This is a genomic window from Pseudomonas jessenii (genome assembly GCF_002236115.1).
In the GTDB taxonomy this organism is placed as follows: domain Bacteria; phylum Pseudomonadota; class Gammaproteobacteria; order Pseudomonadales; family Pseudomonadaceae; genus Aquipseudomonas; species Aquipseudomonas jessenii.
The window spans coordinates 495,328-508,604 of record NZ_NIWT01000003.1; the positions used below are offsets into that span (position 1 = coordinate 495,328).

At 59.8% G+C, this 13,277-nt stretch carries 12 protein-coding genes and 1 tRNA gene; 6 read left to right on the plus strand and 7 right to left on the minus strand.

Annotated elements, in window-relative coordinates; genetic code table 11:
* Positions 1–288 precede the first annotated feature (288 nt).
* The 6 genes from gcvH to PSJE_RS11480 all read left to right on the plus strand — a co-directional run bounded on the left by gcvH (position 289) and on the right by PSJE_RS11480 (position 7,491).
* On the plus strand, positions 289–672 hold the full coding sequence (gene gcvH, locus PSJE_RS11455) for a glycine cleavage system protein GcvH (protein WP_007996035.1): 384 nt from the start codon (positions 289–291) through the stop codon (positions 670–672).
* 11 nt (positions 673–683) lie between these two features.
* Positions 684–3,536, plus strand: a complete 2,853-nt coding sequence (gcvP, locus tag PSJE_RS11460; protein WP_090457439.1) for an aminomethyl-transferring glycine dehydrogenase — start codon at positions 684–686, stop codon at positions 3,534–3,536.
* Positions 3,537–3,755: 219 nt separating this feature from the next.
* The gene (locus tag PSJE_RS11465) at positions 3,756–5,132 is read left to right on the plus strand and encodes an L-serine ammonia-lyase (RefSeq protein WP_090457440.1); all 1,377 of its coding nucleotides are present in this window, start codon (positions 3,756–3,758) and stop codon (positions 5,130–5,132) included.
* Between the two features lie 36 nt (positions 5,133–5,168).
* Positions 5,169–6,293, plus strand: coding sequence for a glycine cleavage system aminomethyltransferase GcvT (gene gcvT / locus PSJE_RS11470; protein ID WP_090457442.1), 1,125 nt, complete (start codon positions 5,169–5,171; stop codon positions 6,291–6,293).
* Positions 6,294–6,695: 402 nt separating this feature from the next.
* Entirely contained in the window at positions 6,696–6,908 is a 213-nt protein-coding gene (locus PSJE_RS11475; protein ID WP_007977299.1) for a cold-shock protein, read from the plus strand.
* Positions 6,909–7,002: 94 nt separating this feature from the next.
* Positions 7,003–7,491 carry an RDD family protein gene (locus tag PSJE_RS11480; protein ID WP_057713522.1) on the plus strand — a complete coding sequence of 163 codons (489 nt, stop codon included), beginning with the start codon at positions 7,003–7,005 and terminating at the stop codon, positions 7,489–7,491.
* A gap of 136 nt (positions 7,492–7,627) precedes the next feature.
* Here the strand turns inward: PSJE_RS11480 and nadA are convergent, their stop codons facing one another.
* The 7 genes from nadA to tolB all read right to left on the minus strand — a co-directional run bounded on the left by nadA (position 7,628) and on the right by tolB (position 13,274).
* Positions 7,628–8,686, minus strand: coding sequence for a quinolinate synthase NadA (nadA, locus tag PSJE_RS11485; protein ID WP_090457444.1), 1,059 nt, complete (start codon positions 8,684–8,686; stop codon positions 7,628–7,630).
* A gap of 270 nt (positions 8,687–8,956) precedes the next feature.
* A tRNA-Lys gene (locus tag PSJE_RS11490) sits at positions 8,957–9,032 on the minus strand.
* Positions 9,033–9,095: 63 nt separating this feature from the next.
* Positions 9,096–9,788: a 7-cyano-7-deazaguanine synthase QueC gene (gene queC / locus PSJE_RS11495; protein ID WP_090457445.1), complete on the minus strand. Its 693-nt coding sequence runs from the start codon at positions 9,786–9,788 to the stop codon at positions 9,096–9,098.
* A gap of 1 nt (position 9,789) precedes the next feature.
* Positions 9,790–10,437 carry a 7-carboxy-7-deazaguanine synthase QueE gene (gene queE / locus PSJE_RS11500; RefSeq protein WP_007995628.1) on the minus strand — a complete coding sequence of 216 codons (648 nt, stop codon included), beginning with the start codon at positions 10,435–10,437 and terminating at the stop codon, positions 9,790–9,792.
* Positions 10,438–10,603: 166 nt separating this feature from the next.
* Positions 10,604–11,437 (minus strand): tol-pal system protein YbgF, encoded by an 834-nt coding sequence (ybgF, locus tag PSJE_RS11505; RefSeq protein WP_057713519.1) that lies wholly within the window; start codon positions 11,435–11,437, stop codon positions 10,604–10,606.
* Between the two features lie 6 nt (positions 11,438–11,443).
* Complete coding sequence (gene pal, locus PSJE_RS11510) at positions 11,444–11,941, minus strand: peptidoglycan-associated lipoprotein Pal (protein WP_003178634.1); 498 nt, start codon at positions 11,939–11,941, stop codon at positions 11,444–11,446.
* A gap of 52 nt (positions 11,942–11,993) precedes the next feature.
* On the minus strand, positions 11,994–13,274 hold the full coding sequence (tolB, locus tag PSJE_RS11515) for a Tol-Pal system beta propeller repeat protein TolB (RefSeq protein ID WP_167362903.1): 1,281 nt from the start codon (positions 13,272–13,274) through the stop codon (positions 11,994–11,996).
* Between the last annotated feature and the right edge of the window lie 3 nt (positions 13,275–13,277).

Below are 13,277 nucleotides of genomic sequence, written 5' to 3' on the forward strand. Positions count from 1 at the left end.
GACCTCCACCTGTACTGAAAGCGCTACAGCGGAACGATATCGCTACACCCCTCTCCGATCACGGCCGTGCAAGGCTTTGATCCACCTCGGCTTTTATCCTTGACATATACCGTATCGATTTCGCTACAACGAGTGAATTTCAGTGTTTGTCGAAACCACCTAAATCATTGATCAATAACAATAAAAATAACGTTGGCCGCGTTCTTGCTATGTAGTCCTCCATAACCTGGGCATTGCCCAAGCCTTCAATCGCGTCCACCAGACGAGTCTGGCCCCTTAGGAGTTTCCATGAGCGAGTTGCGTTTTACTGAAGATCACGAATGGCTGCGCACCGAAGCTGACGGCAGCGTCACGGTCGGCATCACCGCTTTCGCACAGAACGCCCTGGGCGACGTGGTTTTCGTTCAACTGCCTGAGCTGCAGTCCTACGACAAAGGCGCCGAAGCCGCCACCGTGGAATCGGTAAAGGCTGCAAGCGGCGTATACATGCCGCTGGACGGCGAAGTGCTGGAAGTGAACCCGGCGCTCGACAGCAGCCCGGAACTGGTCAACGAAGATCCGCTGGGCGAAGGCTGGTTCTTCCGTTTCAAACCAAGCGACGCCGCCGCTGTCGGCCAACTGCTGGATCAGGACGCCTACGACCGCCTGATCAAAGCCCAAGCCGAAGCCTGAGGAGCACCGACATGACCCAGATCAATTTGACTACCGCCAACGAATTCATCGCCCGTCACATCGGCCCGCGCGCCGGTGACGAGCAAGCCATGCTCAACAGCCTCGGTTTCGACTCCCTGGAAGCCCTGAGCGCCAGCGTGATTCCCGACAGCATCAAGGGCACCAGTGTCCTCGGCCTGGAAGATGGCTTGAGCGAAGCCGATGCCCTGGCCTTGATCAAGTCCATCGCGACTAAAAACCAGCTGTTCAAGACCTACATCGGCCAAGGCTACTACGGCACCCACACGCCGTCGCCGATCCTGCGCAACCTGCTGGAAAACCCGGCCTGGTACACCGCCTACACCCCGTACCAGCCAGAAATTTCCCAAGGCCGTCTCGAAGCGCTGCTGAACTTCCAGACCCTGATCAGCGACCTCACCGGCCTGCCGATCGCCAACGCCTCGCTGCTCGACGAAGCCACCGCCGCTGCCGAAGCCATGACCTTCTGCAAACGCCTGAGCAAGAACAAAGGCAGCCACGCCTTCTTCGCTTCCGTGCATTGCCACCCGCAAACCCTCGACGTACTGCGCACCCGTGCCGAGCCTCTGGGCATCGACGTGGTGGTGGGCGACGAGCGTGAACTGAGCGACGTGACGCCGTTCTTCGGCGCTCTGCTGCAATACCCGGCAAGCAACGGTGACGTGTTCGATTACCGCGAGCTGACCGAACGCTTCCACGCTGCCAACGCCCTCGTCGCCGTGGCTGCCGATCTGCTGGCCCTGACCGTGCTGACTGCGCCGGGCGAATTCGGCGCCGACGTGGCCATCGGCAGTGCACAGCGCTTCGGCGTGCCGCTGGGCTTCGGTGGCCCACACGCGGCGTACTTCTCCACCAAGGACGCATTTAAGCGTGACATGCCGGGCCGCCTGGTCGGTGTTTCGGTAGACCGCTTCGGCAACCCGGCCCTGCGCCTGGCCATGCAGACCCGCGAGCAACACATCCGTCGCGAGAAAGCCACCAGCAACATCTGCACCGCACAAGTACTGCTGGCCAACATCGCCAGCATGTACGCCGTGTACCACGGTCCGAAAGGCCTGACGCAAATCGCCAATCGCGTGCATCACCTGACTGCAATCCTGGCCAAAGGCTTGAGCGCACTGGGCCTGAGCGTCGAGCAGGCGAGCTTCTTCGACACCCTGACGGTGAAGGCCGGCGCGCAAACCGCCGCCCTGCACGACAAGGCACACGCCCAGCGCATCAATCTGCGCGTGGTCGATGGTGAGCGCCTGGGCCTGTCCCTGGACGAAACCACCACTCAGGCCGACGTTGAAACCCTGTGGAGCCTGCTGTCCGACGGCAAGGCCCTGCCGGACTTCGCCGCCCTCGCCGCCTCGGTGCAGAGCGCCATCCCGGCCACGCTGGTGCGTCAGTCGCCGATCCTCAGCCACCCGGTGTTCAACCGCTATCACTCGGAAACCGAGCTGATGCGCTACCTGCGCAAACTGGCGGACAAGGACCTGGCGCTGGACCGCACCATGATCCCGCTGGGTTCGTGCACCATGAAACTCAACGCCGCCAGCGAAATGATCCCGGTGACCTGGGCCGAGTTCGGCGCCCTCCACCCGTTCGCCCCGGCCGAGCAAAGCGCTGGCTACCAGCAACTGACCGACGAGCTGGAAGCGATGCTCTGCGCCGCCACCGGTTATGACTCGGTGTCCCTGCAACCGAACGCCGGCTCCCAGGGTGAATACGCAGGTCTGCTGGCGATCCGTGCCTACCACCAGAGCCGTGGCGAAGACCGTCGCGACATCTGCCTGATCCCGTCGTCGGCCCACGGCACCAACCCGGCCACCGCACAAATGGCCGGCATGCGCGTGGTCGTCACCGCGTGCGATGCCCGTGGCAACGTCGACATCGAAGACCTGCGCGCCAAGGCCATCGAGCACCGCGAACACCTCGCCGCGCTGATGATCACCTACCCGTCGACCCACGGCGTGTTCGAAGAAGGCATCCGCGAAATCTGCGGCATCATTCATGACAACGGCGGCCAGGTGTACATCGACGGCGCCAACATGAACGCCATGGTCGGCCTTTGTGCCCCGGGCAAGTTCGGCGGCGACGTTTCGCACCTGAACCTGCACAAGACCTTCTGCATTCCCCACGGTGGTGGCGGCCCGGGCGTCGGCCCGATCGGCGTGAAGTCGCACCTGGCGCCATTCCTGCCGGGCCACGCACAGATGGAGCGCAAGGAAGGCGCCGTTTGCGCGGCACCGTTCGGCAGCGCGAGCATCCTGCCGATCACCTGGATGTACATTCGTATGATGGGTGGCGCGGGCCTCAAGCGTGCTTCGCAGCTGGCGATCCTCAATGCCAACTACATCTCCCGTCGCCTGGAAGAGCACTATCCAGTGCTGTACACCGGCAGCAACGGCCTGGTGGCGCACGAGTGCATCCTCGACCTGCGTCCACTGAAAGACAGCAGCGGCATCAGCGTCGATGACGTCGCCAAGCGTCTGATCGACTTCGGCTTCCACGCCCCGACCATGTCGTTCCCGGTAGCCGGCACGCTGATGATCGAGCCGACCGAAAGCGAATCCAAGGAAGAACTGGACCGCTTCTGCGACGCCATGATCCGCATCCGCGAAGAAATCCGCGCAGTGGAAAATGGCACGCTGGACAAGGACGACAACCCGCTGAAAAACGCGCCGCACACCGCCAAGGAACTGGTTGGCGAGTGGTCGCACCCGTACAGCCGTGAACAAGCGGTTTACCCGGTTGCGTCGCTGATCGAAGGCAAGTACTGGCCACCGGTCGGTCGCGTCGACAACGTGTTTGGCGACCGCAACCTGGTCTGCGCCTGCCCGTCGATCGAAAGCTACGCTTAAACCAATGAGGGGGCGGTTGATCCCGCCCCCTTTTTGCAGGAACACCACAGTCCTCTGTGGGAGCGAGCTTGCTCGCGATAGCGGTCTTTCAATCAACATCTCTGGTGAATGTCAGTCCGTCATCGTCGGAACGCCGCCCGGAGCAAGCTCGCTCCCACAGGGATCTGTGCCAAGTCTTATGTTCCGTGAATTCCTATAACAAGAAACCGGAGAACCACCATGTCGTTAAGCGTGTTCGACCTGTTCAAGATTGGCATCGGCCCCTCCAGTTCCCACACCGTCGGCCCGATGCGTGCCGCTGCGCGCTTCGCCGAAGGTTTGCGCCGCGAAAACCTGCTTGAAGCCACCGCCTGCGTCAAAGTCGAGCTGTATGGTTCGCTCGGTGCCACCGGCAAGGGCCACGGCAGTGACAAGGCTGTGCTGCTCGGCCTGGAAGGCGAACACCCGGACACCGTGGATACAGAGACCGTCGCCGCGCGCCTGCAAGAGATTCGCGGCAACGGCCGCTTGAACCTGCTCGGCGAACACAGCATTGCGTTCAACGAGAAAGAACACCTGGCGATGATTCGCAAACCGTTGGCCTATCACCCCAACGGCATGATTTTCCGCGCCTTCGACGCAGCGGGCCTGCAGATCCGCAGCCGCGAGTACTACTCGGTCGGCGGCGGTTTTGTGGTCGATGAGGACGCCGCCGGCGCCGACCGCATCGTCGAAGATGCCACCCCCCTGACCTTTCCGTTCAAAAGCGCCAAGGATCTTCTCGGTCATTGCGTCAAATACGGGCTGTCCATCAGCCAGGTGATGTTGACCAACGAAAGCGCCTGGCGTCCGGAAGCGGAAACCCGCGCCGGCCTGCTGAAAATCTGGCAAGTGATGCAGGACTGCGTCGCCGCCGGATGCCGCAATGAAGGCATCCTGCCCGGCGGGCTGAAGGTCAAGCGCCGGGCCGCCGCACTGCATCGGCAATTGTGCAAGAACCCGGAATCGTCGTTGCGCGATCCCCTGTCGGTGCTGGACTGGGTCAACCTCTACGCCCTGGCCGTCAACGAGGAGAACGCCAACGGTGGGCGCGTCGTAACGGCACCCACCAATGGTGCAGCGGGGATCATTCCAGCGGTATTGCACTACTACATGCGCTTTATCCCAGGCTCCAATGACGACGGCGTGGTGCGATTCCTACTGACCGCCGCGGCCATCGGCATTCTGTACAAGGAAAACGCCTCGATCTCGGGCGCCGAAGTCGGCTGTCAGGGTGAAGTCGGCGTCGCCTGCTCGATGGCCGCCGGTGCCTTGTGCGAAGTACTCGGCGGCAGCGTGCAGCAAGTGGAAAACGCCGCGGAAATCGGCATGGAACACAACCTCGGACTGACCTGCGACCCGATTGGCGGGCTGGTGCAAGTGCCTTGCATCGAGCGCAACGCCATGGGCTCGGTCAAGGCCATCAATGCGGTGCGCATGGCGCTGCGCGGCGATGGACAACACTTCGTCTCCCTCGACAAGGTCATCCGCACCATGCGCCAGACCGGCGCCGACATGAAAAGCAAATACAAGGAAACCGCCCGTGGCGGTTTGGCGGTCAACATTATCGAGTGCTGATGCGCGCTCATCTGCACCCTTTTTCAGGAGCTGAATATGTCCACCGAACAACTGTTGAAAACTCCGTTGCACGCACTGCACATCGAACTCGGCGCCCGCATGGTGCCCTTCGCCGGCTACGACATGCCCGTGCAGTACCCGCTGGGCGTGATGAAAGAACACCAGCACACCCGCGACCAGGCGGGGTTGTTCGATGTCTCGCACATGGGCCAGATTCGCCTGACCGGCGCCAATGCCGCCAAGGCCCTGGAAACCCTGGTGCCTGTGGACATCATCGACCTGCCAGTGGGCATGCAACGCTACGCGATGTTCACCAATGCGACGGGCGGCATCCTCGATGACCTGATGGTCGCCAACCTGGGTAATGACGAACTGTTCCTGGTGGTCAACGCCGCCTGCAAGGACCAGGACCTGGCACACCTGCGCAAGCACATTGGCGACCAGTGCACGATCGAACCGCTGTTCGAAGAGCGCGCCCTGCTCGCCCTGCAAGGCCCGGCTGCAGTGACCGTGCTTGCACGTCTGGCCCCTGAAGTGGCGAAGATGACCTTCATGCAGTTCGCCCGCGTGAAGCTGCTGGGCGTGGACTGCTTTGTCAGCCGTTCGGGTTACACCGGTGAAGACGGTTTCGAAATTTCCGTACCCGCCACCAACGCCGAAGCCCTGGCTCGCGCCCTGCTCGCTGAAGCCGAAGTGGCCGCCATCGGCCTGGGCGCCCGCGACTCCCTGCGCCTGGAAGCGGGTTTGTGCCTGTACGGCCACGACATGAACACCGACACCACCCCGATCGAAGCGAGCCTGCTGTGGGCGATCTCCAAGCCACGTCGCGCTGATGGCGCACGGGCCGGCGGCTTCCCTGGCGCCGAAAGCGTATTCGCCCAGCAACAGGCAGGCGTGAGCCGCAAACGTGTAGGTCTGCTACCACAGGAACGTACACCCGTGCGCGAAGGCGCCGAGATCGTCAACGAAGCCGGCGACATCATCGGCAGCGTCTGCAGCGGTGGTTTCGGGCCAACCCTGGGCGGCCCGCTAGCCATGGGTTACGTCGACAGCGCTTACATCGCACTGGACACACCGGTCTGGGCGATCGTTCGTGGGAAAAAGGTGCCTTTGCTTGTAAGCAAAATGCCATTTGTTCCACAACGCTACTATCGCGGCTGATTGAATGTTCCTATAAGTAACGCGGTTGCGTTAACGGTGCACTAATGTGTAACGCAACCGCCATAAAATAGTGCATTGTTTGGCTATAAGCTTCGATTATGAACTTTGCTTATAACGATCGAAAACAATTGAACAAGGTTAGTGAATAAGGCCCCACTAGTGGACTTACTTTGCCATCAACCTGAGGAAATACGGGGCCTACACGGGGCTTGTTTTTTCTCCCGTAGTTGGCGTAGAGTTTGTTCACTGTGTTTGCATGGGTCGCTTGGAATCGTGACCTGGGCAGTAGCCTACAAGTTAGCTACATCCCGTTCGACGTCTTCTTACTCTCCTGCAACCAGCCCCAGTACTCTTTCATGAGAAGGAGACTGTCATTAATTTTTGCGTCAAAGGAAATAAGAAATGTCCCAACGTCAGAGCGGTACCGTCAAGTGGTTTAACGACGAGAAAGGTTTTGGTTTTATCACTCCTGAAAGCGGTCCGGATCTGTTCGTGCATTTCCGCGCCATCCAGGGCAACGGCTTCAAGAGCCTGAAAGAAGGCCAGAAAGTGACTTTCATCGCCGTGCAGGGCCAGAAAGGCATGCAGGCTGACGAAGTACAAGCAGAAGCCTAATCTTCTGTAACGAAAAAGCCCCTGATGCTGACATCAGGGGCTTTTTTGTGCGCGTAAATCCGTAAAATGGCTTCTTTTTCGCCGAGAGCCTGCCATGTCGAAACACCTGCTTACCCCCCAGGGCGACTTTCCTGCCGCTGGCCTGGGTCGTCGCCTGGCAGCCATGTTCTATGATTTCCTGCTGTGCACCGCCCTGCTGATCGTCACCAGCGGCATCTACAAGATGATCCAGATGGCGATCATCGGCGAAGAAAGGATGCGCACCCTTACCGAAGCCGGGGCGCTGGACGGCGATCCCCTGCTCTCCACGGTCCTGCTGTTCGTACTGTTCGGCTTCTTCGCCAAATTCTGGACCTGGTCCGGTCAGACCCTGGGCATGCAGGTCTGGTGCATCCGCGTGCAGAATGCCGATGGCTCGTCCATCAGCCTGTGGCAGGCGCTGCTGCGCTTTGTGGTGTCGATTGCTTCGTTGCTGTGTGTTGGCCTGGGATTCTTCTGGTCGCTGTTCGACAAACAGAAACGCAGCTGGCATGACATCTACTCCAATACCGAACTGGTGCGGATTCCGAAGAAGACCAAATAATTTCCCGACGCAGAAACCACTGTGGGAGCGAGCTTGCTCGCGATGGCGTGGTGTCAGTCAACTTCAATGGTGACTGATACACCGCTATCGCGAGCAAGCTCGCTCCCACAGTTTTTTTGGGCCTGGTTGAAAGATCTCAGGCGTTACCGGCCAGCTTCATCCGCGCCGCCTGGGTGAAATCGAGCATGCGCTTGAGCGGCCGGATCGCCTGCGGGATCAGTGCCGGATCGACAAAGATCTCGTTCGCCCCTTCCTTCAACGCCTTGAGCGTGCGCTCAAGGGTGTTCATGGCCATCCACGGGCAATGTGCACAACTGCGGCACGCCGCGCCGTTACCCGCCGTTGGGGCTTCGATAAAGACCTTGTCCGGGCACAACTGCTGCATCTTGTAGAAAATGCCGCGGTCGGTCGCAACGATCAGCGTCTTGTTCGGCAGGCTCTGTGCCGCCGCGATCAACTGACTGGTGGAGCCCACGGCGTCCGCCAGCTCGATCACCGAGGTCGGCGACTCCGGGTGCACCAGAATCGCCGCATCCGGATACAGCGCCTTCATGTCTTCAAGCTGCTTGGACTTGAACTCTTCGTGAACGATGCAGGCACCGTCCCACAGCAGCATGTCGGCACCGGTCTGGCGCTGGATGTAGGTCCCCAGGTGCTTGTCCGGGCCCCAGATGATGGTCTCGCCGTTGTCCATCAGGCTTTCGACGATCTCCAGTGCACAGCTTGAAGTCACCACCCAATCCGCTCGGGCTTTTACCGCAGCCGAAGTGTTGGCGTACACCACCACCGTGCGCTCCGGGTGCTGATCGCAGAACGCGGAAAACTCGTCCACAGGGCAACCCAGGTCGAGCGAACAGGTCGCTTCGAGCGTAGGCATCAGCACGCGTTTTTCCGGGTTGAGGATCTTGGCAGTCTCACCCATGAACTTCACGCCGGCGACGACCACGGTCTTGGCCGGATGGGCGTTGCCGAAACGGGCCATTTCCAGCGAGTCGGAAACACAACCGCCCGTCTCTTCGGCCAGCGCCTGAATGACAGGGTCACAATAGAAGTGGGCCACCAGCACCGCGTCCTGAGCCTTGAGCTCGGCAGCGATGGCAGCACGGTAATAAGCCTCTTCATCGGCAGTCAGCGGCTTGGGCCGTTTGGCGTCGAGGTGGGCTTGAACCAGAAGGCGTTCGGAAATTTGCGTCATGTTCGCAAGACCTGCAGGCGCATTCGCGCGAAAGTCGAGTATACACCCGGCTCCGGACCCTACGGGGTACCGCCGGGAAAGTGAGTATTCATCAGGCACGGACAGCGTTGAAGCTGCGCAAGGCTACAGAATATCCGATGGATGCAAAAGGTGATTCTGATCTGCGTCATGGGCAGCAGCCCGCAACGAGGCGGACCTGAATCGCGGGCAAAAAAAAACCCGGAAATCCTCACTTGCGTGGGCCTTCCGGATTTTCTAAACCGCCAAAAATGGTGGGTCGTGTGGGATTCGAACCTACGACCAATTGGTTAAAAGCCAACTGCTCTACCAACTGAGCTAACGACCCGCTGTGTGGTGGCGCGTATAATACTGATTTTTAAGGACTATTCAACACCTATTTTGAAATAAATCAAAAATAAGGGGTTGGATCGCTGATTCCGGCCGCTGCAAAGCCTTCCGCACGCAGTCGGCAGCTGTCGCACTTGCCGCACGCACGGCCTTCATCGTCGGCCTGATAGCAGGAAACGGTCAGCCCGTAGTTCACGCCAAGCTTCACGCCCGCCTGGACGATTTGCGCCTTGCTGAGGTTTTGCAGCGGTGCCTGAATACGGAAGCCATTGCCTTCAACGCCGGCTTTGGTTGCCAGGTTGGCCATGCGCTCGAACGACTCGATGAACTCGGGACGGCAGTCCGGGTAACCGGAGTAATCCACGGCGTTGACGCCGATGAAGATGTCCCGTGCGCCGAGTACTTCTGCCCAGCCCAGGGCCAGGGACAGGAACACCGTGTTACGCGCAGGCACGTAAGTCACGGGAATGCCTTCACCGAGCTCCTCTGGAATATCGATACTGCTGTCGGTCAGGGCCGAGCCGCCCATGCCGTTCAGGTTCAGGCCGATCACCTTGTGCTCGACCACACCCAGGTCCCGCGCCACACGCTCGGCGGCGTACAGTTCGGCGTGAGAGCGCTGGCCGTAGTCGAAGCTCATGGTGTAGCAGCTGTAGCCTTCGGCGCGCGCCATGGCCACGACGGTCGCCGAGTCCAGGCCACCGGACAGCAGGATGACCGCACGTTTTTCAGCAGTATTGAGTTGTTCAGTCATTTCAGCGCCCCGGCTCGTCATTCCATAGATATTTATGCAGCTGCAATTGCAAACGCACTGGCAGGTTGTCTGCCACCACCCAGTCCGCCAGATCCCGGGCATTGAGATCATGGTGACTTGGCGAGAACAGGACTTCACCGGCGCGCTGGTCCAGACCGTACTGGATCAGCTTGGAAACAGACCAGTCATAGTCCTCTCGCGAGCAGATGACAAACTTCACCTGATCGTTGGGCGTGAGCAGCTCGATGTTTTCGTAGCGGTTGCGGTGTGCTTCCTTCGAACCCGGGGTTTTCAGGTCGACAACGCGACTGACCCGGGAATCTACTGCCGAGATATCGATGGAGCCACTGGTTTCCAGCGACACTTCGTAACCGGCGTCACACAAGCGCTTGAGCAAGGGAATGGCGTTGGGCTGTGCCAGGGGCTCGCCGCCCGTGACGCAGACATAACGCGGGCGAAACCCTGCGACCTGCTCGAGGATGTCGTCGAGCGTGCGAATGGTCCCGCCGGTGAACGCGTAGGCGCTGTCGCAGTATTGGCAACGCAAAGGGCAACCGGTCAGACGCACAAAAACAGTGGGCAGGCCGGCAGTCCGCGTTTCACCCTGCAACGAGTAGAAAACTTCGGTGATTCTCAATGTGTCTTGCATAGTCGCCACGGGCGTAACAGCTAAACAGGCTGTCCGCCTCCGTCAGGCACTTGAAGGAACCCCGGCAAAGCGCAGGCCCCCAAAAGCGTGTTTCATAAAAAGGGCGTGAATTCTAACGAAAAAACCCGCGACAAGCGCGGGTTTCTTTGAAACGGGTCAAGCAGGCTTACATTTTTTGCAGATCGCGCTGGGCCAACTGAGCGGCGGAAGTGCCCGGATATTGGGAAACCACCTGCTGCAGAATGCCTTTGACTCGGTCGGTATGCCCCAAGCGACGCTCTACATCAGCGAGCTTGTACAGCGAGTCCGGCACTTTGGCGTGCTTGGGATACAACTGCGAAACCTTGGCAAATGCCTGACCTGCGCCTTGCAGATCGCCTTTGGCCAGGTTCACTTCGCCCAACCAGTATTGGGCGTTGCCCGCGTACTGGCTGTTCGGGTACTTGCGCAGGAATGCGGCAAAAGCCTGACTGGCCTTGTCGAAATCCTTGGCTTTGATCAGGTCGAAGGCAGCATCGTAGTAGAGCTTTTCCTTCGCCGGATCCGCCGGTTCGCTACCTGCGGCCGGTGCCTGGGCGGCAGCTGCCCCTGCACCTGCTGCTGCACCGGGGGCGTTCAAATCGCCACCGGTGGAAGAATTTTCAGGAGTCGCGGCTGGTGCAACGCCGGTTCCAATGCGCCGATCAAGATCCTGATATCGCTCCAGGTTTTCCTGCTTCATGCGCGCTACATCATTTTGCAGAACTTCAATCGCACCTTGCTGGCGCTCGATCTGTTGCTGCATTGATTGCAGTTGGTTGAACAGCTCGCCCTGTGCCGAGACAGGGGCCGAAACCCCTCCCCCGGCATAGGCGCCGTTCGTACCGTAACCTGCAGGCGGATAACTGCTCCCGCTATTGTTATAGCCGGAGTCGTTATCGACCACAGGAACCGCAGCCCACACCGCAAGCGGCGCGAGGCTGAGAGCCAGAACAGTTACAGCACGACGGCACGTTCGCATGACGAATTACTTACGCAGTTCGACGCGACGGTTTTGAGCCCAGGACTGCTCGTCGTTGCCGGTAGCAACTGGACGCTCTTCGCCGTAGGAAACCAGTTCCAGCTGAGCTGGGGAAACACCTTGCAGTACCAGGTAGCGCTGAACGGCTTTCGCACGACGCTCGCCCAGTGCCATGTTGTACTCACGAGTACCACGTTCGTCGGTGTTGCCTTCCAGAACAACGCGAGCGCCGTTTGCTTTCAGGTCTTTGGCGTGAACGTCCAGAGCGCGCATGGCTTCTGGCTTCAGGTCCGAGCTGTCGTATTCGAAGTAGAAAGTGGTGATAGCGCGCAGAGCAGCTTCTTCGCTCAGGGAGCCGTCAACTGCACCAGTGTTTGCGCCGTAACCAGCGTTTGGATCTACCGCGCCTTCACCGGCATTGTCGCCGCCTTTGGACGAGCAACCTACAGCTACAGCCATGGCCAGTGCCAGCGCAGCAAATTTACCAAACTTCAGCATTTCCATCGTGAAACTCCTAATGAACCCCAGTGTGTTAAGTACAACGTATAGCGCCGCGTCAGTTCAGGTAAGGGGACCAGGAAGGTTCTCTGACTTCGCCTTGTGCGGTAGGAAGCGGGAGCCTTACGCGTCCATTGATGGACACGAGCATCAAGACTCCCCGGCCCTGCTGGCGGGTGGCGTAGATTACCATGGTGCCGTTGGGCGCAACAGTAGGCGACTCGTCCAGAGTGCTATCAGTGAGGATTTTTACACTACCGCGCTGCAAATCCTGGGCCGCCACCTTGAAATTGGTGAAGCCATCCTGACGGTGAATCATGACAAGCGTCTTTTCATCAGCCGACAGTTTAGGGTTGGCGTTGTAGTTACCGACGAAAGTCACGCGTTCGGCACCGCCACCACCGGCACTGGTCTTGTAGATCTGCGGTTTGCCGCCACGGTCGGACGTGAAGTAGATGGTCGAGCCATCCTTGCCCCAGAACGGTTCGGTGTTGATGCCAGGACCGTTGGTGACGCGGCTGATCTGACGCGAACCCAGGTTCATCACATAGATGTCCGGGTTGCCGTCTTTCGACAGCACGAACGCCAGGCGATTGCCATCCGGTGACCAGGCTGGCGCACCGTTCAGGCCTTCGAAGTTGGTGATCTGCTCACGGCGACCGGTGTCGATGTTCTGCATGAAGATGCGTGGACGCTTCTGCTCGAAGGAGACATAAGCGATGCGCTTGCCATCCGGTGCGAAACGCGGCGACAGGATCGGCTCGCGCGACTGCAGCAGGGTCACGGCGCGAGCACCGTCGTAGTCCGAACGTTGCAGGGTGTATCGAGTGTTGTTCTCGGAGAAACGCTCGGCCGTCACGTACAGCAGGCGAGTCGAGAAGGCACCCTTGATACCCGTTAGTTTTTCGAACGACTGGTCGGAGATGTAGTGCGCCATGTCGCGCAACTGATCGACGCCGCCGGACACGCTGCCGGTCAGCACTTGCTGCTCGGTGGCCACGTTGAACAGTGCGTATTGCACCTGCAGGCGACCGCCCGCCGGCACAATGCTGCCGACCATGACGTACTGGGCGCCCAGTGCCTTGAAGTCACGGAAGATGATTTCGCTGGCCTGGCTCGGCTGGCTGATCATGTTCTGCTTTGGAAGCGGCGAGTAGTAACCCGAGTTGCGCAGGTCGTTACCGATGATTTCCGCCATGTCGTCCGGCAGCACGCTACCGCCCTGGAAGCCGAACGGCACGACTGCGATCGGGGTCGCCCGATCGCTGCCGCTGGTAACCAGAATGTTTTTCTCATCTGCCATCGCCATCCCTGCCATGCAGCAGATAACGACCAGCATTCC